General features: G+C 66.1%; 19 protein-coding genes. 7 read left to right on the top strand and 12 right to left on the bottom strand.

The window, feature by feature from the left end; genetic code table 11:
* The first annotated feature begins 20 nt into the window (after positions 1 to 20).
* Together RN01_RS19955 and RN01_RS19950 are read left to right on the top strand one after the other, a co-directional pair.
* Positions 21 to 215 (top strand): hypothetical protein, encoded by a 195-nt coding sequence (locus tag RN01_RS19955; protein WP_017514861.1) that lies wholly within the window; start codon positions 21 to 23, stop codon positions 213 to 215.
* The gene (locus tag RN01_RS19950; protein WP_017514862.1) at positions 212 to 475 is read left to right on the top strand and encodes a hypothetical protein; all 264 of its coding nucleotides are present in this window, start codon (positions 212 to 214) and stop codon (positions 473 to 475) included. The genes RN01_RS19955 and RN01_RS19950 overlap by 4 nt, the downstream gene beginning before the upstream one ends.
* A 75-nt stretch (positions 476 to 550) precedes the next feature.
* On the opposite strand, the gene RN01_RS19945 is transcribed toward RN01_RS19950, so the two are convergent.
* The 5 genes from RN01_RS19945 to RN01_RS19925 form a co-directional block, all read right to left on the bottom strand.
* Entirely contained in the window at positions 551 to 1528 is a 978-nt protein-coding gene (locus RN01_RS19945; RefSeq protein WP_189443402.1) for a cytochrome-c peroxidase, read from the bottom strand.
* A 303-nt stretch (positions 1529 to 1831) separates the two neighbouring features.
* The gene (locus RN01_RS19940; RefSeq protein WP_080672886.1) at positions 1832 to 2938 is read right to left on the bottom strand and encodes a tripartite tricarboxylate transporter substrate binding protein; all 1107 of its coding nucleotides are present in this window, start codon (positions 2936 to 2938) and stop codon (positions 1832 to 1834) included.
* Complete coding sequence (locus RN01_RS19935; protein WP_024570497.1) at positions 2935 to 5412, bottom strand: CoA transferase; 2478 nt, start codon at positions 5410 to 5412, stop codon at positions 2935 to 2937. The genes RN01_RS19940 and RN01_RS19935 overlap by 4 nt, the downstream gene beginning before the upstream one ends.
* 82 nt (positions 5413 to 5494) lie before the next feature.
* Entirely contained in the window at positions 5495 to 8821 is a 3327-nt protein-coding gene (locus RN01_RS19930; protein ID WP_024570496.1) for a carboxyl transferase domain-containing protein, read from the bottom strand.
* Positions 8822 to 8872: 51 nt separating this feature from the next.
* Positions 8873 to 10420, bottom strand: a complete 1548-nt coding sequence (locus RN01_RS19925; RefSeq protein WP_024570495.1) for an acyl-CoA carboxylase subunit beta — start codon at positions 10418 to 10420, stop codon at positions 8873 to 8875.
* Between the two features lie 173 nt (positions 10421 to 10593).
* Here RN01_RS19925 and RN01_RS19920 point away from each other — a divergent pair, with 173 nt between their 5' ends.
* On the top strand, positions 10594 to 12357 hold the full coding sequence (locus RN01_RS19920; protein ID WP_024570494.1) for a sigma-54-dependent Fis family transcriptional regulator: 1764 nt from the start codon (positions 10594 to 10596) through the stop codon (positions 12355 to 12357).
* A gap of 18 nt (positions 12358 to 12375) precedes the next feature.
* Here RN01_RS19920 and RN01_RS19915 read toward each other — a convergent pair whose 3' ends face one another.
* The 5 genes from RN01_RS19915 to RN01_RS19895 form a co-directional block, all read right to left on the bottom strand.
* Positions 12376 to 12792, bottom strand: a complete 417-nt coding sequence (locus tag RN01_RS19915) for an organic hydroperoxide resistance protein (protein ID WP_017511818.1) — start codon at positions 12790 to 12792, stop codon at positions 12376 to 12378.
* A gap of 297 nt (positions 12793 to 13089) precedes the next feature.
* Complete coding sequence (locus tag RN01_RS19910) at positions 13090 to 14388, bottom strand: HAMP domain-containing sensor histidine kinase (protein WP_051068955.1); 1299 nt, start codon at positions 14386 to 14388, stop codon at positions 13090 to 13092.
* Between the two features lie 50 nt (positions 14389 to 14438).
* Positions 14439 to 15179, bottom strand: coding sequence for a response regulator (locus tag RN01_RS19905; RefSeq protein ID WP_008650998.1), 741 nt, complete (start codon positions 15177 to 15179; stop codon positions 14439 to 14441).
* 217 nt (positions 15180 to 15396) lie between these two features.
* Positions 15397 to 15873 (bottom strand): hypothetical protein, encoded by a 477-nt coding sequence (locus RN01_RS19900; protein WP_039016757.1) that lies wholly within the window; start codon positions 15871 to 15873, stop codon positions 15397 to 15399.
* A 327-nt stretch (positions 15874 to 16200) separates the two neighbouring features.
* Positions 16201 to 16926, bottom strand: coding sequence for a hypothetical protein (locus RN01_RS19895; RefSeq protein ID WP_128646542.1), 726 nt, complete (start codon positions 16924 to 16926; stop codon positions 16201 to 16203).
* 393 nt (positions 16927 to 17319) lie between these two features.
* Between RN01_RS19895 and RN01_RS19890 the strand changes: the two genes are divergently transcribed.
* The 4 genes from RN01_RS19890 (at position 17320) to RN01_RS19875 (ending at position 21084) form a co-directional block, all read left to right on the top strand.
* Positions 17320 to 18207, top strand: a complete 888-nt coding sequence (locus RN01_RS19890; protein ID WP_017511822.1) for a LysR substrate-binding domain-containing protein — start codon at positions 17320 to 17322, stop codon at positions 18205 to 18207.
* Entirely contained in the window at positions 18200 to 19423 is a 1224-nt protein-coding gene (locus RN01_RS19885) for a YbfB/YjiJ family MFS transporter (protein WP_017511823.1), read from the top strand. Before RN01_RS19890 ends, RN01_RS19885 begins: the two co-directional genes overlap by 8 nt.
* A gap of 28 nt (positions 19424 to 19451) precedes the next feature.
* Entirely contained in the window at positions 19452 to 20579 is a 1128-nt protein-coding gene (locus RN01_RS19880) for a nitronate monooxygenase family protein (protein ID WP_017511824.1), read from the top strand.
* 184 nt (positions 20580 to 20763) lie between these two features.
* Positions 20764 to 21084, top strand: a complete 321-nt coding sequence (locus tag RN01_RS19875) for a 2TM domain-containing protein (protein WP_024570492.1) — start codon at positions 20764 to 20766, stop codon at positions 21082 to 21084.
* Positions 21085 to 21105: 21 nt separating this feature from the next.
* Here the strand turns inward: RN01_RS19875 and RN01_RS19870 are convergent, their stop codons facing one another.
* Entirely contained in the window at positions 21106 to 21876 is a 771-nt protein-coding gene (locus RN01_RS19870) for a LytTR family DNA-binding domain-containing protein (protein WP_017511825.1), read from the bottom strand.
* Complete coding sequence (locus tag RN01_RS19865; protein WP_017511826.1) at positions 21873 to 22805, bottom strand: sensor histidine kinase; 933 nt, start codon at positions 22803 to 22805, stop codon at positions 21873 to 21875. Before RN01_RS19865 ends, RN01_RS19870 begins: the two co-directional genes overlap by 4 nt.
* Positions 22806 to 22997: the final 192 nt, after the last annotated feature.

The following is a 22997-nucleotide window of genomic DNA, read 5'->3' as shown; positions in this document are numbered from 1 at the left end:
GCCCGGGGCTGGGGGTATCCATGCCGATTGCCTGGGACGAGGAGCCCGACCTGTCGTCGTCCGCGCACTGGGCCATCGCCAACGTCGGCGCGCGGCTCGACGAGATCGCCCGCCATGTTCCATGGGATGGCTACAATGCAGTACGGCAGACACTGACCCGCGCACGCAAGCTGCTGGATAGCGTCCCAACCATCTCAGGGAGACGAAACTCATGAAACACGAATCCACGTCCGTTCCTGCTTCGCTGCGCGCGCTCGCGCTGTCTCTGGGCTGCCTGCTGGCCGCACCGGCCATCGCCAAGCTCCCGCCGCCAACGCCGGAACAACAGCAGGCTGCCGAAGCCAGGAAGGCCAAGGACGCTCAGGACGCCAAGGCTCAGGCCGAGGCGCTGGCCAAGGTTCAGGACCAGCTCGCCGCGCGGTTCGGCAAGGGGTCCGACGCAGCGGCCAAACCCGCCGAGGCGCAAGCACGTTGACGCGGGGCCCCCAAGGGGGAAAGCGGACGGGGACGGGACGGGACCCCAGCGCGCGCGGGCGCCGTCAGCGGCGCCTTACTCGAAAGGCTTCGGCTTCGGCGTCTTGTCGCTCGATGGCGGCAGCATCGGCAGCACGATCTTCGGCTGATCGCCGGTCAGCGTTTTCAGGAACGCCACGATATCGGCGTTCTCTTCCGGCGTGAACTTGCGCGCCAGTTGCAGGCGCCCCATCGTATCCACCGCCTGGCTCAGCGTGGCCGCCTCGCCGTCGTGGAAGTACGGGTAGGTCAGCGCCACGTTGCGCAGGGTCGGCACCTTGAAATTGAAGCGGTCAGCATCCTTGCCCGTCACCGCCGCACGGCCCTCCGACGGATTCCCGGTCTTGTACGGCTCCACAAGCCCCATCTTCTGGAACGAGTTGCCGCCGATGTTCTGGCCGTTGTGGCAGGCAACGCAGCCCGACCCCTTGAACAACTGGTAGCCGCGCAACTCCTGCGCGTTGATGGCCTTCTTGTCACCCTTCAGCCATTTGTCGAAGCGCGCGTTCGGCGTGACCAGCGTTTCCTCGAAGGCGGCAATGGCCAGTGTGATTTCGGATATTGTCAGCTTGTCCGACTTGAACACCTTGTGGAATTCATCGACGTACCCGGGGATGGATCGGAGTGTGTCGACCGCCAACTCGTGCGTGAAGGCCATCTCGATTGGATTGGCGATCGGCCCGCGCGCCTGCTCTGGCAAATCCTTCGCGCGGCCATCCCAGAACTGCACGAAATTCAGGCTGGAATTCAGGACGGTCGGCGAATTGATGCCGCCCTGCTTCCACTTGTCGCCGATGGACGTCTTGAGGTTATCCGAGCCCCCCATGCTGAGGTTGTGGCACGAGTTGCACGAGATAAAGCCAGAGCGCGAAAGGCGAGGATCGAACCAGAGCTTTTCGCCCAGCGCCACGCGTTCCGGGTGCTGAACCTTGGCGGGTGCAATGGGCTGGATAGGTTCGGCTTGCGGCTCGGCGGCGTGCGCACTGGATACGGTAGCGGCAAACAGCACCGTCATGAACGTCGCCGTCGAAAACGTCGACAGGACTCTGCTTCGGCTGGATTTCATGGGGACTCCGTCTTGTGGGTCGGACCGCGAGACGCGGACCGCAAGCCGGATTAGGCACTTTTGGTTCCATCCAGGTGTTGATAGCTATCAACCGCTTTGGAGGATGAAACGAACGGGTACGACACATATCAAATCGGGCTCGATTTCGTCCCCAAAACGCCGCAGCCAGCCGGACATGCCCATCGTCGCCGAACGATTGGCATGCGCGGCTGGCCGTCACCCATAGTGCGTCAGCAGTACATCAACGGCACGTCAGTCCAGGGTGATGCCCTCGCGCTGAATCACCACCGCCCAGTTGGCATCTTCCTTCTCGATGCGCTTGGCAAAGTTCACCGGGTCGATCATCACGACTTCACCCTGCTGGCTCAGGACCGACTTTGCGCGGGCATCGTTGGCCACACCCTTGGTGATCTCATACAGCTTCTGCACGATCTGCGGCGGCGTGCCCGCCGGCGCCAGCATGCCGAGCCAGAAGCTGACATCGAACGGCTTGACACCGGCTTCCTCCAGCGACGGCACGTCTGGCAACTGCGGCATCCGCTTGGGCGACGTCACTGCAAGCGGCTTCAGCTTGCCAGCCTTGATCTGCGGCAGCCCGTTCCACGCGTCGAAGGCAGTCTCCAGTTCACCGCTGATCACAGCCATCTCCGCTTGCGAGGCCGATTTGTACGGCACGTGCGTGGTCTGGATCTTCTCGCGGTTGTTCAGCATGGCGAAGCTCAGATGCGCGATGTTGCCCGGCCCCGCCGAGCCATAGCTGAGCTTGCCCGGATTGCGCGTGGCATAGCGAACCAGATCGCCAACCGAACCGATACTGTTCTTCTTTGCCCACTCGGGGTTCGCCACCAGCACGAACGGCGCCTCCACTACCAGCGCGACCGGCGCCAGATCCTTGGGCTTGTAGTTGCTCCGCTTGTACACCTGCGGGTTGATGGTGATGCTGCTCGAGTTCGTGACCAGCAGCGTATAGCCGTCCGCGGGCGACTTGGCGACCTCGGCAACGCCGATCAGGCCGTTCGCGCCCGGCTTGTTCTCGACGATGACCGGCTGCCCCAGCGACTTGCTGAGCTGCTCCGACAGCACGCGCGCGACGGTATCGGTGGTGGACCCTGCCGGGAACGGCACGACGATCCGGATCGGCTTGTTGGGCCAGTTGGCCGTCTGTGTGGCCGTCTGCGCGCCAGCCGGCGCCGCCATCGTCCCTGCCATGACGGCCAGCGCCGCTGCCACCAGCTTCATTCCGCCCTTGATGGCGCGACGGCGTGCGATGATTTCGCGTTCTTTCATGTGTGTCTCCTTGTCGTTCTCGGTGTCGTTCTTGGTGTCGTTCTTGGTGGTCCTGCTGAGTTCCTGCGTCATGCGCGCCCCTTCGATACCTTGGGCTGCGCGGTTTTCCCTGTCACGCCGATACGCTCCAGTTCCGCGATCTGAGCCGGGCCGAGCGCGAGCACGCGCGCCAGTACCGATTCGGTGTGTTCGCCAAGCGTTGGGGCGGCATATCGGATTGCCTGCGGCTCGCTGCCCGTGCGGAACCAGGCGGTCGTGGCCCGGTACGGCCCGCTATGGGCACGGTCAATGTCGCGCCAGAATCCACGTGCGTGCAGATGGGCATCCTGAAGTACCTGCGACATGGAACGCACCACGCCCGCCGGGATACCGGCCCGCTGCAGCGTCTGCATCGCAGCCTCGGGATCGCGGCCCGCGCACCAGGCGCTGATTGCCGCGTCGATCTCACTCCCGCGCGCGCGTCGGCCAGACACGCTGGCGAGTTGCGCATCAGCGGCGAGATCGTCGCGCCCGATGACGCGGCAAAGGGCGGGCCAGTGCGCGTCCGTGGCGGACAGGACGACCCACGCATCGTCCCCGTCGCAACGGAAGCACCCATACGGAAACAGCATCGGATGACGATTGCCCTGACGCGGCGATACCGCTCCGGAGATCGACTGCTCGATCATGAACGGCGCGGCCATCGGCAGCATGGCCTCCACCTGCGACAGGTTGACGTGCCGCCCCTCGCCCGTGGTCTGCTGCGCGAACAGCGCCAGCAGCATCGCCGCGCCCGCGTTCAGCCCGCCAATCGGGTCGCCGTAGGCATAGGAGGTCATGGCGGGCGGCCCATCCGGGTGCCCGGTGTAGAGCGGCAGCCCGCTGGCCTGCTCGAGCGTGCCGCCATAGGCCCGGGTGTTGCTCCACGCGTTGCCAAGCCCGAAGGCCGGCATCGACACCATGACCAACCGCTTGTTCCGGGCGCGCAAGGCCTCGTAGTCAAGCCCGAGCTTCGGCAGCACCTCCGCCGAGTAGTTTTCGATGACGGCGTCCGCGCCCTCCACCAGTTCGAGCAACAGCCGCTTGCCCTCCTCGCGCGTCAGGTCGAGCGTGATGCCCTGCTTGTTGCGGTTCATCAGGTTGAAGTTCGAGTTCTTCTCGTACAACCGCTCCCGATAGAACTCCTCGGTAAAGTTCGCGCCGCGCCACCAGTCGGGGTAGCTCGTGCTCTCGACCTTGATGACCTCGGCGCCGAAATCGGCCAGCGTGCGCGATGCAAGCGGCCCGGCCCAGCCCATCGTCAGGTCGATGACACGGATACCTTCCAGCGGGCCCTGCGCCGTGGTGGCGCGTTGGAATTGGTGCAGCGGTCGATGATCGAGACCCGACGCACGATAGAACGCATCGTCCGCACCCTTCAGCGGCGCGTCGCCACCGGCCAGCGGACCGGCTGCGTCGAGCCGGAGTGGCACCACGGGACCTTCGAACGCCGTCCCGCCGATTCGCACCGGCACGAATGCGCCACGTTCCCGGTGCACCGCCTGGCCGAGCAGTTCCTGCATCGTTGGCACCAGCACGGTGGGATGCTTCATGTCCCCGAGCAGCTCGAACCACTCCTGCGCGGTTCGCGTGCGGAACGCCGGGATCAGGATCGCGTCGATCTCGTCGGCCCGGTTCATGCGCTCCTGCCCGTTCGCGAAACGCGGGTCGCGGGCCAGTTCGGGCCGTCCGATGGCTTCGCACAACGCCGTCCACTGCGGCAGCGTGTGCGTGAAGATGCCGATCCAGCCCGATGCGGTCTCGTAGATACCGGCCGGATGCGTGCCGCAGAAGCGGTTGACGCCCAAACGGCGCAGCGGGTGCCGCTTGTCGGGCACCATGCCGGCTTCCATCTCGACCACGCTGAACACCGCTTCATGCAGGCTCAGCACATAGCGACGGCTACCTTGCGCCCCGCCGATCAGGGCGGCCACCGCAGCCGAGTACGCCATCAGCCCGCCCACGATCGCGGTCTGCACGTCATGCGGCATGTGCGGCGGCCCGTCCACCGGACCGCTTCCGTGCACGGCGCCGGCGAGGCAGCGGCACACGGCTTCCGAACCTGCGAACTCGCTATATGGCCCGCTTTCGCCGAACCACGTGAGCGCGACCTCGATTGGCTCGTGCCCCGCTTGACCGTCCACGGCTGCGGCTGCGGCCACCGCCCAGACGGGTGCGGACAGCACGCCCACGCCTTCGGTCAGCGCGCGGGCATCGAGAACGACATCGCAGGTTCTTGCCAGCCGGGCAAGCCACGCGCGGTCAGCGGCATCCGCCGAGTCAGCGGTCACGCTGCGCTTGTTGGTGTTCAGCCAGGCGAAGAGCGCGCTCTCCGGCTGCGCTTCGGCACTGGAAACCAGCGGCGGCATCTGCCGCCAGACATCGCCCTCCGGGCGCTCGACCTTGATGACTTCGGCGCCGAAATCGGCGAACAACTTGCCCGCGTACGCAAGCGCCGGACCGGTGCCGACCTCGAGTACGCGCAGCCCACCCAGTGCAAGCGGCGCCGGGGCAGCAGCATCCTTCATCTTGAATCCCTCGCGTGTGGACGTGGATCGGGCCTGCCGAACAGTGCCCGCGTTTCACTCATCACAGTGACAATCACCACGCTCACCATGCGTCGACGAACGACTGGCGCGCCCTGCGGCTGCGAACGTCGGCCGAGGCAATGCCCTGGGCGATCCATTTGCGCGTCTCGGCCGGGTCGATCACGGCATCGATCTCCACCGCTGCGGCGGTGTTGATCGCGTGGCCACGCTCGTAGGACTGCGCCACCAGCTTGTCGAACAGCGCCTTGCGCTCCGGGCCATCGGGCACCGCTTCAAGTTCCTTCTTGAAGCCGAGCCTGACCGCGCCCTCCAGCCCCATCGGACCGAATTCGCCGGTCGGCCACGAGATCGTGAAGTTTGCCGAGCGGAAGCCACCGCCTGCCATCGCCATCGCGCCGAGACCGTAGCCCTTGCGCAGCGTGACGGCCAGCAGCGCCACCCGCAGCTTGGCGGCAGCCAGGAACATCCGCGACACGTGACGCACCTGGGCCTGGGCCTCGATCTCGGGTCCGACCATGAACCCCGGGGTGTCGATCAGCGAGATAATCGGCAAGCCATGCGCATCGCAGAGTTGCATGAAGCGCGTTGCCTTGTCCGCGGCATCCGCGTCGATCGCGCCACCAAGGTGATACGGGTTGTTGGCCATGATGCCGACCGGCTGCCCCTCCACACGGGCCAGCGCGGTGTGAATGCCCGCGCCGAACCCGCCGCGCAGCATCAGCACGCTGCCGACGTCGGCGATGCCTTCGATGGCCTTGCGGGTGTCGTACACGCGCAGGCGGTTCTCGGGCACGACCTGGCGCAACGCCAGCGCGTCAGGCGCGCTCCAGTGCGCCACGCGGCCCTGGAACATCGACAGGTAGTGCTTGGCGACCACCACGGCCTCGGCCTCGTTCTCGACCAGCACGTCGACCACGCCATTGGCGAACTGCACCGACGCGGGACCCACGTCTTCCGGACGGAAGATGCCAAGGCCACCGCCCTCGATCATGGCCGGCCCGGCCATGCCGATGTTCGCCGAGCGATCGGCGATGATCACGTCGCAGCAGCCCAGGAACGCGGCATTGCCGGCAAAGCAACGGCCCGACACGATGCCGACCACCGGCACATGTCCGCTGAGTTCGGCAAACGCCGCGAACGACGGCTGGTACAGGCCGGAGACGGACGGGAAATCCACGTCGCCAGGCCGCCCGCCGCCGCCTTCGGCAAACAGCACGAGCGGCAGTTCGTCACGGAGCGCCACCTCGACGATGCGGTCGGTCTTGATGTGATTGCGCTTGCCCTGCGTGCCGGCCAGCACCGTGGCGTCGTACGCCATCACCGCGCTGCGCGCCCGTTCCTTCGCGACCAGCTCCCGGTTTATCTCGCCGATACCGGTGATCAGGCCATCCGCGGGCGTGTTGACGATCAGGTCTTCCTTGCTGCGGCGGGATGCCTGCGCGGCCAGCGCGAGCGCGCCATATTCCACGAAGGAGTCGCCATCGCACAGGTCGGCGATGTTCTCCCGCGCCGTGCGCTGCCCGCGTGAACGGCGTTTGGCCACGGCATCGGGACGCGCCGCGTCATACAGATAGGCGTGCCGGTCCAGCACACGCTGCAGATCCGCACGGATCGCATTCGGATCGACATTCCGCGCGGCATCCACGGCCACGCCGTCGGCCTCTGCCTGTTCGAGCACGATCAGCATGTGGCCTTCGGACACCAGCGCACCCTTCTCCGGGCGCAGATCGACCACACGGCCCGCGCACGGCGCGACAATCGCGTGCTCCATCTTCATCGCATCGAGCACGGCCACCGTCTGCCCCGGCTTGACGATCTCGTCCAGTTGCACCGGGATGTCGACCACGCGGCCGGTCAGCGGCGCGCGGATCGCCACGAGCCCTTCCTCCAATTCCTCTTCGGCCTCCGGCGCGCGGGTCGCGTGGCTCGCGTGGGCGGGCGTTGCATGGGATGCGCCGCCGAAACGCGCGTCCTGCGCGCGCTCGGCTTCGGCGATGGTTTCCGCCGACGCCATCAACGCCGGCAGGATCGACTCGAAGAGACGCGTGTGGACGTCCTGCGTCAGGAAGTCCTCGCGCTGGGCAAGCGCCCGCAGCAGATTGAGGTTGGTCGGCACGCCAACGATGCGGAATTCCGCGAGGCTGCGCTGCAGCCGGCGCACGGCAGCTTCGAACCCGGGAGCGGCGCTGCTCACGATCAGCTTGGCCAGCAGGGTGTCGAAGTTCGGCGACGGCTCGTAGCCGGCGTAGCCGTGGGAGTCCACCCGCACATCAGGACCGGCGGGCGGCTCGAAGCGCTCCAGACGGCCAAATGCTGGACGCGCCAGCCCTTGCGCATCGGTCATTTCGGCATTGACGCGCACCTGGATCGCATAGCCCCTGGGTTGCGGCGGCGAAGCCGGATCGAGTCCAAGCTCGGCAAGCGTCCGCCCCGAGGCCAGCCCGATCTGCAGGGCCACGAGATCCACGCCGGTCACCTGCTCGGTGATGGTGTGCTCCACCTGCAGCCGGGGATTGGCTTCGATAAAGACGAAGCGCTTCTGCTCGCCCGACTCGCTTTCCTCGACCAGAAACTCGAACGTGCCCAGGCTCTGGTAGTTGACGCGACGCGCCAGCCGCAGCGCGGCCTTGATAATCTCCGCGCGCAGCTCCGGCTTGAGCACCGGGCTCGGGGCGATCTCCACCAGCTTCTGGAAACGGCGCTGCAGCGTGCAGTCCCGCTCGCCCAGCGCGATAACGTGCTGACCATCGCCAGCGATCTGCACTTCGATATGGCGTGCCCGGCTGACCAGCCGCTCGGCGTACAACGCATCCACGCCAAACGCGGAACTGGCCTCGGACCGGCAGCGCGCATAGGCCTCCGCCAGATCCTCGCGCCTGCGCACCACGCGCATACCGCGCCCGCCGCCACCGCCAACCGCCTTGATGACGATGCCGGCGTCACCCTGGGCATCGAAGAAGCGTTCGATCTCCTCCAGGGACGCGCCACCATGCGTGGCGGGCATGACCGGCACGTCGCACTCGGCCGCCAATTGCAGCGCGCGGCCCTTGTCGCCGAACAGCGCGAGATGCTCGACCGTCGGTCCGACGAACCGGATGCCGGCATCGATGCACGCCTGCGCAAAATCGGCTCGCTCACTCAGAAAGCCGTAGCCCGGGTGTACGGCATCGCTGCCCGATGCCTTCGCGGCAGCGATGATTCCCGCGATGTCGATGTACGCAGCAGGGCCCGCACCGTCCAGCGCAATCGCTTCGTCGGCCAGCATCCGATGCCGGCAGCCCGCGTCGTCCTGCGAGTACACCGCGACGGTGCCGATATCCAGGTCGCGTGCGGCGCGCTGGACGCGCAATGCGATCTCTCCGCGGTTGGCGATCAACAGCTTCTTCAATTCAGTCTCCTCGTTTCTGGTTCTGTCTTGGGAATTCAATACGTACGGCAATCAGGGCCGGATGCCGAACCGGCTCACGCCTGCCTCGCGCAGCGGCGCCGCCAGATTGGCGAATTCGCACAGCAGCGCGCGTGTTTCACGCGGGTCGATGATGTCTTCGATGACAAAGGCCTCTGCGCTGCGGAACGGCGAAGTCAGGCTGCGCACGCGCAACATGATTTCGGCGCGTTTCTGCACCGGGTCGTCCGCCCCTTCGATCTCGGACTTGTAGGCAACTTCCAGCCCGCCTTCGATCGGCACCTCGCCCCAGTTGGCCGATGGCCAGGCATAGCGGAAATTGAAGCGCCCCATATGCTGATGCGCAGCGGCCGCCACGCCATAGGCGCGGCGCAGGATGATCGAGCACCACGGCACGGTGGCCTGATAGACCGCGGCCAGTGCGCGTACACCGCGCCGTGTGGTGCCGGCTCGCTCAGCGTCCAGGCCGGACTGGAATCCGGGGGTATCCACCAGATTCACCACGGGCAGGTGGAACGCCTGGGCCAGATCGACGAGGCGCGTGAATTTCTCGGCGGTATCGCTATCCCAACTGCCACCCTGCACGCGCGGATCGCTGGCAACCACCGCCACCGGCCAGCCATCGAGCCGGGCCAGGCCCGTAACGATGGCGCAGCCCCAGTGCCTGCCGATCTCGAAGAAGGAGCCGGCGTCGACCAATGCTTCCAGGATCGGACGGATCTCGTACGTCGCCCGGCCATCGCGCGGGATGGCGGCCAGCAGCCATTCATCACGGCGGGCGGGGTCGTCTGCCGGTGCCACGCGCGGCGGCAGTTCGTGCACCGATGCCGGCAGGTAAGACAGAAAATCACGCGCCCGCGCGAACGCCTCCTGCTCGGTTGCCACCTCGTCATCGACCACGCCATTGCGGCTGTGGATGTGACTGCCACCCAGTTCGTTCTTCGTCAGCCCCTGCTCATTGGGCGCCGCCGCTGGCGGGCCGGCATAAAAGAGCTGCGACGTCTCGCGGACCATCACCGAATAATGGCTGGCCGCCACGCGCGCCGCGCCCATGCCTGCTACCGACCCCAGTGCAAGCGACACCACGGGCACCACGGCCATGTTCTCGACCACGTGTTCCCACACCTTCATGGTGGGGATCAGCGTATGGCCCTTGATCTCGACATTGCGCACCGAGCCGCCACCGCCCGTGCCGTCGACCAGCCGCACCATCGGCAGGCGCAGGTCATGGGCCATCTTCTCCGCGTGAATCAGCTTGTCGCCCACTGCGCCGTCATTGGCGCCACCACGCACGGTGAAGTCATCGCCCACAAGCACCACCGGGCGCCCGCCGACATTCGCCCGGCCCATCACCAGGTTGGACGGCACCAGGTCCACGAGCCGGCCGTTACTGTCGTAGCGGCCGCTGCCGCTCAGTCCGCCAACCTCCCGGAACGTACCGGGATCGGCGATACCGGCAATCCGCTCCCGTACCGAAAGCTTGCCGGCCGCCTTGTGGCGCGCCACCTTTTCCTCACCGCCCATGCGGGCGGCGAGTCGCCTCCGGTAGGCAAGTTCATCAATCTCTGGTTGCCAGGTCACGGCGTGTTTCCTCTTTGGCGGCGTATGCATTGACTCCACTAGCGCACGATCCATGCCACCCCGAAGACACCCGCCAGCACCATGATTTCATTGAGGATTTTTTCAGTCGCCACTATCATGTCCGCCATAACGACAATTCGTGTCCGCAGCGAGGACACACATGGAGACAGGCAGTGTCCTCAGAGAATACACAGCGCTCGACCCCTGAAACCGTCGCGCTCGGCGCACTGGTGCTATCCCGTGACGGCGGCCGGATAGCCGCCGTGGGCGTGTGCGCCGATAGCAACATCGCGGATGCGGCCGAGCAGGCATGGGCGCAGTCGGCAGACCGGGAAACCGGGCGACGACTCTTCCCCGTCGAGACGGGCCAGCACCGCTACATCGGCCTGTGTCAGGAAGACGAGCAGCATCGACTGATCCTTCTGCATCGCGCGGACGCGAGCACGGCGCTGTTCGATTTCCTGGGCTCGGTGCCGTTCGCCGGTGCGATCCTCGATCACTTCCTGACCAGCCCGTACGAAGCCATCGTCGTGGCAGACCACGCCGGACAGGTGCGCTACGTCAGCCCGGTCCACGAGAAATTCCTCGGCCTGAACACCGGCGAAGGCATTGGGCGTCCGGCCGCGAACGTCATCCCCAATTCGCGGCTGCCCCAGGTAGCGGCCAGTGGCAAGGCCGAAATCGGGCAACTGCAGCAGATGAACGGCGTGACACGCGTGGTCAACCGCATCCCTATCCGCGAGGCCGGCGAAGTGGTTGGCGCCATCGGGCAGGTCATGTTCAAGGGACCCGAAGCCATTGCGCGAATGCACGAAGAGCTGTCGGAACTGCGCTCTCAGGTCGTGCGTTACCGGCGCGAACTGGATGGCTTGCGTGAAAGCCCATCGCCATACGGCTTGATCGGGGAAAGCGCGCCGATGCAGCGGCTTCGCCGCGAGATCGAGACCGTGGCACGTCTGGACGTGCCAGTGCTGATCCTGGGCGAAAGCGGCACCGGCAAGGAACTGGTGGCCCGCGCCATTCACGCCGCAGGCAGCGAGCCCGCGCGCGAACGGCCGCTGGTCAGCCTGAACCTGGCCGCCCTGCCCGCCACGCTGATCGAATCGGAACTGTTCGGCCATGTGCCGGGTGCCTTCACAGGAAGCCAGCGCAAAGGACAGGCCGGGAAGCTGGCGATTGCAGCCGGCGGCACCGTGTTTCTCGATGAAGTGGCAGACGTGCCGATGGAAGTGCAGGTCAAGCTGCTGCGCGTGCTGGAGGACCACATGGTCGAACGGCTGGGCAGCCATCGACCGGAACGGGTGGATTTCCGCCTGATCTCCGCCACCAACCGCGATATACCCGCGCTGATCGACGCCGGGCGTTTCCGTCTCGACCTCTACTACCGGCTGAGCGGCGTGGTGCTGCGTATTCCTTCACTGCGCCAGCGGCGCGAGGACATTCCCGCGCTGCTGCATCACTTCGTCAACGCGTTCTGCCAGCGCAACAACATCCCCGCCCCCGCGATCGACCAGGACGTGGCCCGGCATATCGCCAGCCAGCCGTGGCCCGGCAATGTGCGCCAGTTGCGGCAACGCATCGAGGAAGCACTGGTGTTCTGCGATGGCCGCACGCTGCGCGTGACGGACTTCTCGCGCGGGGAATCAGCAATCGTGCCGGTGGCCGCCAGTGCCCAGCCGGATGAGGCACCGTTGCCGCCAGGTGCGGGGAACAGTGCGCAGAGCAGTGCGGGGATCGAACCGCCAGTGTCCTACGCATCGTCACTGCCTGCAGCCCCGCCATCCGGCGCGTTGTCCGCCGGCATGAGCGAACTCGCCTATGCGGCGGTACTTGAGGCCATTGCGCGCCACGGCGGCAACAAGAAGCGCGCCGCCGAGCAACTGCGGATCTCGCGCTCCCACCTGTACAAGATTCTGGAGCGCGGGCCGGGTGGCTAACCCGGCCCGCCACGCCATTCACACCACATTGATCACGACATCGATATTGCCGCGTGTGGCCTTCGAGTACGGGCAACGCTGATGCGCATCCTCGGCCAGCGCCTGGGCGGTGGCCCGGTCGAACCCCGGCAGGTTCACGTTGAGCCGTGCCTGCAGGAAATATTGATCGCCAGCCATGCCAAGGTCGACTTCCGCATCGACGGCCACGTCAGCGGGCAGTGCAATCTTCCGCGCCTGTGCCGCCTTGCCGAGCGCGCCGATGAAGCAGGCCGACCAGCCGGCCGCGAACAGTTGCTCGGGGTTGGTGCCGTGACCTGCCGCGCCCGGGGGCGTCAGGCGGATATCGAGCCTGCCGTCGTCGCTGCGCGCGGCGCCGTCACGGCCGCCGGTGGTGTGGGTCTTGCCGGTGTAGAGGACTTTTTCGATCTTGGTCATGCTGGGCTCCTGGTATCGGATGAACGTTCTGACCCGGATTGCTGCCGGGCCATATAGGTTGATGTCGAAGGTGCCGCCTGCACGGTTTGCGATGCGTGCCGTGCTGCGTACAGGAGCATTTAAGCGGGTGGATGTATCAGCGCCGTAGCCAGGATCGGCCGGTTTCGTGTGCGCACGTATCGGCGTGGCATTGCGATACAGAGAGATACAAAACAGTGGGGCGGTATCGCTGGAAGAGCGGAAAGTGCGGGAAAGCGGTGAGGCGGCGCGGCAATGGCCGCACCGTCACCAGTCGCGTCAGTGACGCGCGGCAGGCTGCGCCGGGGCCGATGATGCAAGTGGCAACGTAAGCGTCGCCTGCAAGCCACCGCCCTCGCGATTGGACAGCACCAGATGCCCACCCATGGCACGCGCCAGTTGCTGGGCAATCGCCAAACCCAGCCCGGTGCCGCCGGTACCCCGGTTGCGCGATGTCTCGACGCGATAGAACGGCTGCATGACCCGTTCGAGATCGGCTTCGGGAATGCCCGGACCCCGGTCCTGCACCGCAATCGCCAGATTGCCGCCTGCCTCGCGCGAGACAGCGACACGCACCTCGTTGCCGAACTTGAGCGCGTTGTCGATCAGGTTCATCAGGATGCGCCGCAATGCCTGCGGCCGCGTCTCGATGGGCGCGCCGACCTTGCCCTCCACCTCGATCGCTTGCCCGCCATCGCGATAGTCGAATGCAAGGCTGTCGAGGAAGGCATCGACGTCCACGCGCACCGGCGTTTCCGAGCTGCCGTGCAACGTGCGCGCATAGGTCACACCTTCGCGCACAAGCTGCTCCATCTCGCGCAGATCCTGAAGAAAGCGTTCCTGCGTGTCCGATGGCTCCATCAAGTCCAGTCGCAGTCGCATTCGCGTGATCGGGGTCTGCAGGTCGTGCGAAATAGCGGCGAGAATCTGCACCCGCTCGGCAAGGTATCCAGCAATACGCTGCTGCATGGCGTTGAAAGCCGCCGCGGCATGTGCCACTTCCATCGGCCCTGATTCGGGAATCTGCTCGGCCTTGAGATCGGGACCGAGGTTTTCGGCCGCGCTGGCCAGTTGCTTCAGCGGGTGCGTCACCACCCGCACTGCGAGCCAGGCGCAGACGCCAAGCAATACAAGCTGCACCGCGAGCAATGCGGGCAGCCACATGGCCAGTGGCTTGGGCGCCGGGTGAATGTCGATGGTGAGCGGGCTGCCGTCACTCAGGTGGATATGCACCTGGAAGTGCTCCGCGTCGCCCGACACGGCATTCGCATGCACCGTGTAGCGGCCTTGCAGCGCATGCGTGATGGTGTCCACCGCCTGCCTCGACAGGGCCTCGCGCGGCGGCTCGTCACCGCTGACGCCCGCGTTGAGCTGGTAGCTGTAGTTCTTGCGCTCGAGCTTGTCGAGCCAGCGCGGCCGCTCGGCCGCCGGCATCATGTCGAGAATCGACACGGAACTCGCCACATCCTGTTCCAGGTTCGAGAGCATCAGCCGATCGGCCGCGCCTTCGCGCTCTTTCAGCACGAGCGCGAAGGAAAGCCCCTGCGCCAACGCCAATCCGACCAGCAGGATCACCATCAGCCGGGCAAACAGGGAGCGCGGCCATGCGCGCAGCGCGCTCGCGTGAGTCACGTCCGCTCCTCGCGTACCTCGACGATCGCCGTGAACACATAGCCGCCATTGCGCACGGTCTTGATATAACGCGCCTCGCGGGCATCGTCGCGCAGCCGCTGGCGCAACCGGCTGACCATCAGGTCGATCGAACGGTCGAACAGTTCGGCGTCGCGCCCCTGTGTGAGGTTCAATAGCTGGTCGCGGCTGAGCACACGCTGCGGGTTGTCGAGAAAGACCCGCAGCAGCCGGTATTCCGCGCCGCTCAGCGCCACCAGCACATCGTTCTCGTCCAGCAGATGGCGTGCCGTGGTATCGAGCCGCCAGTCACCGAATGCCAGCAGCGTGGCGGCCTCGGTGATCTGCAGGTTCGGCGGCAACATGCGCGTGCGCCGCAGCACGGAACGGATCCGCGCCAGCAGCTCGCGCGCGGCGAATGGCTTGACGAGGTAGTCGTCGGCGCCCATTTCCAGCCCGAGGATGCGGTCGGCTTCCTCATTGCGGGCCGTCAGCATCAGTACGGGGGTGGTCTTGTGCGGCCCGGCGCGCAGGTCGCGGCACAGAGCCAGGCCGTCTTCGCCTGGCATCATCAGGTCCAGCACGATGAGGTCGACCGACCCCTTCTCCAGCGCGGTGCGCATTTCTCGCCCGTTCGCCGCAAGCGTGACACGCATTTCGTTGCGATCGAGATAGGTCGCAACAAGCTCACGGATCTCGCGGTCGTCATCGACGATCAGAATATGGTCAGGCCGGATCATTCCTGGTTCCCCTCGGTACAGTCGGCAATCTTCCCCATGCCGCGCATTGTGCAGCGCCTTTGTGTAGCACTTTAGGCGACGCTTTGTATCGCTCTCTATCTGGAGCCGTCTTATACAGGAATCGTTGCAAATCTGCCGGCCACCCTCGCCATGCTGATGGCTCAGGCGGGCCGGCATCGGCAAGGCCCCGGGAATGCGCCTGCGGGGCCTCCGCCGCTCAGGCATTGGCGCCGTCGAGGTACGGGTCGATCGAGCGCGCCGGGTCGGCAGATACGCCGGTGCGGTCCAGACCTGCCAGCGTGCGGGCGCCATCGAGGTACGGGTCGACCGAGCGTGCCGGGTCGGCGGATACACCGGTGCGGTCCAGTCCTGCCAGCGTGCGGGCACCGTCGAGGTACGGGTCGATCGAGCGTGCCGGATCGGCGGATACGCCGGTGCGGTCCAGACCTGCCAGCGTGCGGGCACCGTCGGTGAAAGTGTCGACGTTGCGGGCGCCGTCGGTGTACGGGCTGCGCGGGTCCTGCACGCCATGCGCGCCCTCGCTGTACACGTCACGTGCGTCTTGCACGGAACGGGCACCGTCCGTGAACGGGTCGCGCGCGCCGGCATGGGAAAGCCCTGCTGCCTGGGCGCCTGCGGCGGCAGCGGCCAGGGCGATCGCGAAAACAAAACGCTTGGTGGTGGTCGAGGTCATGATGGTGCTCCTTGAAGTAGCGGGATCGGGTTGGTAACTGCGTGCCCCGGGATCGCTTCGTTGCGGTTCGCCGTGGGCCACGCAACGTATTCAAGGAGACCGATGTATCGCGCCCGTAGCGCAAATGTGGGGTTTCGGTGACCGCACGTATCTGCGCCGGCGCCAGATACACAGCGATACAAAACCATGCGGAAATGTGACGCGCAGGCGACGGGAGCACCACTTCGCGCCGGGCGAGCCGGTGGCCACGATCGCTGCCGCGCCTGCCGGCCCTACCGGGGGCCATGAAACCGGACTGACCGGCTACGGCCTCTTTCTCCCCTTGCTCTATTTGAACGTCAGCGAACCCTGCTGCCCGTTGACCGAGAAGCCGTTCACAACTTCCGACACGAATGTGACGTTACCGGAAGTATCGACACGTAGCGTCGTCTGGTCGTCCGCCAGCTTGATGCCATTAGTATCGAAATCACTCTCCAGGAAGGTAACCAGCAGCGTGGTGGAGGTATCGGCCGCCACGCTGAAGGATCGGACCACGGTACCGGTCTTGGTCATCTGGTCCGCGGCGGAAAATGAGGTGCCAGTGACCAGCGTCCCGGCATCGCCAGCCTGAACCGTCGCCGGATATACATAACTCGGGAACACCACGACCGGGCCTCCCAGGTCTTCCTGCACTTCGGCGAACGTTGCCGGATTCCTGAATATCGTTCGGGTTGAGGAAAATGGCGCCGACACATTGTTTGCCATGACCGTGCCACTGAGCGTTTCCGTTGTCTTCAGAACCGCCGCGCCGTTGAGCACTGCCCCGACCGCGGCAGCGTCGACAAGCGTGCCGCTACCGGTCACAGCAGTGCCAGCCACTGTGCCAGTGATTGCGAAGTTGACGGAAATCCCGTTATTCACCACATTTGCCACCGCCGTTTGTAGCGGAACCGAGACAGCAACCGGCATCGGATTGTTATTGCCACCACCCCCGCTGTCGCCGCCCCCACCACCGCAGGCGCCCAATGCCATCGTCAAGGCAATGGCCACACATATTCTTCGGGCAGGGTTCATCGCCACCTCCTGACAGACCAGATTGAACAGTTTTTTTATCCCCATCCTGTTATTTCACTATATGGAGGTGAATACGAATCTCAATGCACTGCGAATTTAATGAGATCTGTCTGGTTTTTATTATGTATCGCTGTCGAAACGATTATTAAGACGGGCTGATCGAATATGGCGTGCCAAATTCCCGGCAAGCAGTTGCCGGGTTTCAGATATTGTCGCGCTCGCTCCAAAGGTGCCGCCTGCCTGACCGATTCCGCGGGTCGAGGCGCGTTCGCGAACCGGCTTCCTTGCCACTGGGCATCAGACGCAGACCTTGACATCTAATTCTCTTTTTACAATACTTAACTTACTTTCATTCTCATATGGAGAACATCGCGTGAGCGATGTGAAGCCAACGTGGAACTGGCCGAACTGGAGATCTTTCGCGCGGTGGCCCGGGAACAGAGCATCACCCGCGCAGCGCGCGTGCTGGACAGGGTGCAATCCAACGTCACCACGCGCGTGAAGCAGCTCGAGGAAAGCCTCGGCGTCGCGCTGTTCCAGCGTGACAGCAAGAAGATGACCTTGACGCCTGAAGGCCAGCGGCTGCTTGGCTATGCCGAACAGATGCTCGCGCTGGCCGAGGAAGCCCGCCAATCGATGCGCGCCGATACGCCGAGTGGCACGCTTCGCGTGGGGTCCATGGAGAGTTCCGCCGCCACCCTGCTGCCGAAGCCGCTCGGGCGCTATCACGCCGCCTGGCCCGACGTCGAACTCGATCTGACGACGGGCACCACGCAAAGCCTTGTCGACGCCGTGCTGGATCGCCGTCTGGACTGCGCGGTGGTCGCGCACCCTGGCAAGGGCGCCGCGCGCGATCTCGATATCGCAGAGATGGGCGCCGGACTGGAAGGCACGTTCATCCGGACCGAGGAACTGGTGCTCGTGCTGCCGGCCACGCATCCGAAGGTGCGCGGTCCGCAGGACGTAACGTTGCGCCACCTCGCCGCGTTCGCGCGTGGCTGCACATACCGCCGCTGCGCCGAGGAATGGCTGGAGGAAGGCGGCGACGAGGTACGCCGCTCGCTGTCGGTCATGGAGATGCCGTCCTACCACGCGATCCTCGCGTCCGTGGCCGCCGGGTCGGCGGTGGGGATCGTGCCTCGCGCGTTGCTGGCATTGCATCCCGACCATGCCGAATTCCAGACCGTACCGGTCAGGCCCGCCCACACGTTCCTGGTCAAGCGCGCCGGATTCACCACGTCGGCCTTCGAAGCATTCCAGCGGGAGTTGCGTCATGTCTGATTGCCTGCATTCCCCGCACCCGTCTTCGCTTGCGCGCGGCAGTAGCCACGCCACGCCGGCATCGTGGCAAGAACCCGTCGCCGCCGCGCTGGCGCTGGCCGTGGTCATGGGCTTCGGCCGCTTCGCGTTCACCGGCATGTATCCGCTGATGGTCCAGGAGGGGGTCATGTCCGTTGGCACCGGCTCGCTCGCGGCCTCCGCCAACTACGCGGGCTATCTGGCCGGCGCGCTGCTTGCCACGAAGATCCCGGCACACACGGCCAGCGACTGGACGCGCGCCGCGCTCGTTGCCACCGTCCTGTGCATCCTCGTGCTCGCCGCGCCCATTCCGCCTGCGGTTTTCGTGGCGCTGCGCTTCCTCGCGGGCGTGGCCAGCGCCGTGGGCCTTGTCTGTGCCTCGGTCTGGCTACTGCACGTCGTGGGCCGTCACAATGGCGCCCCGCTACTCTTTGCTGGCGTGGGCACCGGCATCGCGGTTTCGGCCGAGCTGATCGCGCTCGGCAATCTGTCGACACCGGGTAGCAGCGTGCTGTGGCTGGTGCTGACAGTGGGCGCGCTGGCGCTGTCGGTGCTGGCATGGCGGCCGATCCGCCGGCCGTCGGCGCAGGCCGCCACGGCTTCGGCGGCGCACCAGCATCGGCCCCTGCACGCGCTGGGCGCGTGGCCGCTGGTCGCCAGCTATGGCCTGGCAGGTCTTGGCTACATCATCACCGCAACCTATCTGCCGCTGCTGATCCACGGCGCGCTCCACGACGTCAATCCACTTCATATCTGGGCCATGTTCGGGCTGGCAGCGGTGCCCTCCTGCTTCCTGTGGCATTCGGTGCACGAACGGCTGGGCACGCGGCGCGCCATGCAATGGAATCTCGTGGTCCAGGCGGTAGGTGTGGCGCTGCCGGCCATCAATCACTCTGCGGCCGCCTATCTGGCGAGCGCGGTGCTGGTTGGCGGCACGTTCGTCGGCACCGTGACCATCGCCGTACCCGCCGCCCGACACGCGGCGCATCTGGTCCGCTTCAATCTGGTGGCGGCCATGACCGCCGCCTACGGCGTGGGCCAGATCGCGGGGCCGCTGATGGCCTCGGCCCTGATGTCTCACGGCGGCAGCTTCAACGGCGCGATGGAGATCGCCTCCGCCGCCCTGCTGATCGCCGCCGGCATCTGCGAGATCCGCTCGACTGGCCAAACCGGCCAGACCCACCAGACCCATTCGTAAGCTCGACACGCCAACCGGGGAATCCGCCATGAACACCACCTCCCGCAGCCCGCGCCAGAACCTGCTCGCGCGGCTCAACCTCTCCACACCGATCATTCAGGCGCCCATGGCCGGCGTCAGCACACCGGCCATGGCGGCCGCCGTTTCCGAAGCGGGCGGCCTGGGCTCGCTGGGTGTCGGCGCGATGAACGTGGACGGCGCGCGCAAGGCGATCCGCGAAACCCGCGCGCTGACCAGCAAGCCGTTCAACATCAACCTGTTCTGCCATGTCCCCGACGCGGCCGATGCGACGCGCGAGCGCGCCTGGCTCGAATACCTCGCGCCGGAATTCAAGAAGTTCGGCGCCGCCGCGCCTGCCAGCCTGAACGAGATCTACAAGACATTCCTGACCGACGAGGCCATGTTCCAGATGCTGCTCGAGGAAAAGCCCGCCGTGGTGAGCTTCCACTTCGGGCTTCCCGCGCAGGAGAAGATCGACGCGCTGCGCGCGGCGGGCATCGTGCTGCTGGCCAGCGCCACATCGTTGCGGGAGGCGCGACTGATCGAAGCGGCGGGCATCGATGCGATCGTGGCGCAAGGTATCGAAGCCGGCGGCCATCGCGGCGTATTCGATGCATACGGCGACGACGAGGGACTCGGGACACTGGCACTGGTGCGCGTGCTGGTCGAGCGCACCAGCCTGCCCATCATTGCGGCGGGCGGCATCATGGACGGCGCGGGCATCGCGGCGGTACTGGCGCTGGGCGCGCAGGCCGCGCAACTTGGCACGGCATTCGTCGGCACCCAGGAATCGTCCGCCGATGCCGCTTATCGCGCCGCATTGGCTGCCGCACTTACCGCCGAACAGCCGCGCCCGACCACCTTCACGCAGGCCATCTCGGGCCGCACCGCCCGCGGCTTCGCGAACCGGCTTACCGCGCTGGGCGCCGCAGCCGGCGCGCCGGCCACCCCCGGCTATCCCATGACCTACGACGCCGGCAAGGCGCTGCACGCCGCGGCCAAGGCCAGTGGCAACAGCGACTATGCCGCGCAGTGGGCCGGCCAGGCAGTGCCCCTGGCCAGGGCGATGCCTGCGGCGGAACTGGTTGCCACGTTGACGGCGGAACTGAAAGCAACGCTGGAGCGGCTGAGCGGGTTGAAGGCGGTGCTGGGGTAAGAGGGAGGGATCAGGATCGGGACTGACGGAGGCCCCCCGTTCGCGCCGATTCCCTGTCATTCGCCCCCAGATTCCGTCGATTCGGCCCATGCCCATGGCACTGGCACGTGCAGTGGCCTATACATGACGCACCAACACAACCCGCACAATCCACATAGCGAGGTCACTCATGCGTCAGGAATCCATGCGCCCGCCCTTCCCTCCCGCCGACGACAATGCCTGGGCCTATTGGCGCGCCCGCCGCATGGTGCGGGCGCTGCGCGGCTGGTATATCCACCTGCTGGTCTATGTGCTGGTCAATGGCTGGCTGTGGTTCCGCTTCTACTACTTCGGCTCGCCGTCGTGGTCGCACTACCAGACCACGGGCTGGCCGTGGCCGCTGAGCACTACGCTCGGATGGGGGCTGGCGCTGGCGATCCACGGCGGGCTGGTCTGGATGCGCCTGTCGCGCTGGGGCCGCGACTGGGAAGCGCGCAAGATTCAGGAGTTCATGGATCGCCACTGAGCCCAGGCTTCCAGGCAGGCGCTACATCTGCCTGAAGCGGTGCACATACGCACGCGATACCGGCAGTTCGGTATCGCTGTCGCGTATCCGCACGAACAGCCGGCCGCTCTCGTCGCGGCGCGTGCCGGCGACGCATTCCATATTGACGATGGTCGAGCGGTGGACCTGCCAGAACACGTCGGGGTCCAGGCCCTCGGCCAGTTCCGCCAACGGTGTGCGGATCAAGTGCTCGCCGTCGCGCGTATGCACCACCACGTACTTGTCGTCGCTGTGGAAGTACATCACCTCCTGGATCGGCACATGGCTCGTGGTGTTGCCACGGCTGGCACGCACCCAGCGCAGCAGGCCGCCACCCTCGGCGCGTGGCTGGCCGCGCGTGAGCTGGCTCAGCAGCTGCGCCAGTTCCGGCATCGGCGCCGCATCCTGGAAGGCCTTGCGCAGCCGCTCCACCGTGCGGGCCAGGCGCTCGTCCGTCACCGGCTTGACCAGATAGTCGACCGCCGCGCGATCGAAAGCATCGAGCGCGAACTCGTCGTATGCGGTGACGAACACCAGCCGCGTATCGGTTTCGATGCCCTGCGCCACCTCCAGCCCGGACATGCCCGGCATCTTGATATCGAGAAAGGCGACATCGGGCGCCAGACGCGCGATCGACGCCGCCGCCTCCACGCCGTTCGCGGCCTCTCCCACGATCTGCAGCTCCGGCCACAGCCGGGCCAGCTTGCCGCGCAGGTGGGCGCGCAGGTGTTCCTCGTCGTCTGCGATCAACGCCGTAGGGGCGGTGGACATCATGCGGTGTCTCCGGTTCGGAATGCGCGGGGCAGCGGGATCTCGATCAGTACGGCGGTCCCAGGTGACCGCTCCTCGATACGCACGTGGGCGTCGCCGTCATACAGCACGGCCAGCCGCTCGCGCAGGTTCGACAGGCCCACGCCGGACCCGGCCTTGGGATGAAAGCCCATGCCGTCATCCTCGATCGTCGCCAACATGCGCGGCCCGCGCGACTCCAGCGTAATCCGTAGATGGCCACCCTCGATCTTCGGTTCCAGCCCATGCTTGATGGCGTTCTCCACCACAGGCTGCAGCAGCATCGGCGCCAGCGGCGCGGTGTCGAGCGAGGGATCGACCTCGATCGTGTACTGCAGCCGGTCGCCCATGCGGATCTTCAGCAACGCCAGGTAATCGCGCAGCAGCTTGGCCTCCTGCGCCACCGTGCCTTGCGTGGCGCGGCTGGCCGCCAGTGACGCGCGCAGGTAGGCAATGAAATGCTCGAGCATCAGCGTGGCTTTCTGCGGCGCCGGCTCGATCAGGCTGACCACGTTGGCCAGTGTATTGAACAGGAAGTGCGGCTCGATCTGGGCCTGCAGCAGGCGCATCTGCGCTTCCACGAGCTGCTTTTCCGTGGAGATCGTCCGCACCTGCTCGCGCGCCATGAACTCGGCGATCTTTCGTTCTTCCCAGCTACGGCCGAGCAGACCCACGCGGCTCCACGTCATCATGCCGTGTATGGCCAGCGCGATCCCCCAGCCCATCAGCGGCCCGCCTGACCACGGCCGGTGCGGCGACGTCACCAGGTTGATGGTGATCAGCATCGCATTGACCGTCACGTAGACCAGTGCGTGCATGTAGAAGAAGCGCAGCGCGCGCACGCGACGGCGCGCATCGTTGTAGGCGCGCTGCTCGGAGGCGGTTCGCCAGAGTTCGGGGTCTGCGGGGCGCACGGTTGAATGGGGGTTCGGATGGTCGGGGACGCGGAATGCTGCGAGGTTACCACCGGCTCCCGCCGGAAGGCATCGGACGTCTCGTGGATGAACGGAAAGGCGGCGCCAATGGCCGCTGGCCGGCGCGACTTGCAACGCCCGCCGACTTGCGACGCCCGCCACTTGCGCGGATGATGGCGGGGGCCCGCCGCC

Origin of the sequence: Cupriavidus sp. SHE (genome assembly GCF_000812445.1) — a bacterium.
GTDB classification, from domain to species: Bacteria; Pseudomonadota; Gammaproteobacteria; order Burkholderiales; family Burkholderiaceae; genus Cupriavidus; species Cupriavidus metallidurans.
Note: the sequence above shows the minus strand (reverse complement) of the source record. Positions and strands in the feature narration are given on the sequence as shown.

What these genes read in the sequence shown, in the direction of transcription:
- RN01_RS19955 (WP_017514861.1), top strand. Translation starts at nt 21, where the DNA reads ATGCCGATTGCCTGGGACGAGGAGCCCGACCTGTCGTCGTCCGCGCAC.
- RN01_RS19950 (WP_017514862.1), top strand. Translation starts at nt 212, where the DNA reads ATGAAACACGAATCCACGTCCGTTCCTGCTTCGCTGCGCGCGCTCGCG.
- RN01_RS19945 (WP_189443402.1), bottom strand. Translation starts at nt 1,528, where the DNA reads ATGACGGTGCTGTTTGCCGCTACCGTATCCAGTGCGCACGCCGCCGAG.
- RN01_RS19940 (WP_080672886.1), bottom strand. Translation starts at nt 2,938, where the DNA reads ATGACGCAGGAACTCAGCAGGACCACCAAGAACGACACCAAGAACGAC.
- RN01_RS19935 (WP_024570497.1), bottom strand. Translation starts at nt 5,412, where the DNA reads ATGAAGGATGCTGCTGCCCCGGCGCCGCTTGCACTGGGTGGGCTGCGC.
- RN01_RS19915 (WP_017511818.1), bottom strand. Translation starts at nt 12,792, where the DNA reads ATGACCAAGATCGAAAAAGTCCTCTACACCGGCAAGACCCACACCACC.
- RN01_RS19910 (WP_051068955.1), bottom strand. Translation starts at nt 14,388, where the DNA reads ATGGTGATCCTGCTGGTCGGATTGGCGTTGGCGCAGGGGCTTTCCTTC.
- RN01_RS19905 (WP_008650998.1), bottom strand. Translation starts at nt 15,179, where the DNA reads ATGATCCGGCCTGACCATATTCTGATCGTCGATGACGACCGCGAGATC.
- RN01_RS19900 (WP_039016757.1), bottom strand. Translation starts at nt 15,873, where the DNA reads ATGACCTCGACCACCACCAAGCGTTTTGTTTTCGCGATCGCCCTGGCC.
- RN01_RS19895 (WP_128646542.1), bottom strand. Translation starts at nt 16,926, where the DNA reads ATGAACCCTGCCCGAAGAATATGTGTGGCCATTGCCTTGACGATGGCA.
- RN01_RS19885 (WP_017511823.1), top strand. Translation starts at nt 18,200, where the DNA reads ATGTCTGATTGCCTGCATTCCCCGCACCCGTCTTCGCTTGCGCGCGGC.
- RN01_RS19880 (WP_017511824.1), top strand. Translation starts at nt 19,452, where the DNA reads ATGAACACCACCTCCCGCAGCCCGCGCCAGAACCTGCTCGCGCGGCTC.
- RN01_RS19875 (WP_024570492.1), top strand. Translation starts at nt 20,764, where the DNA reads ATGCGCCCGCCCTTCCCTCCCGCCGACGACAATGCCTGGGCCTATTGG.
- RN01_RS19870 (WP_017511825.1), bottom strand. Translation starts at nt 21,876, where the DNA reads ATGATGTCCACCGCCCCTACGGCGTTGATCGCAGACGACGAGGAACAC.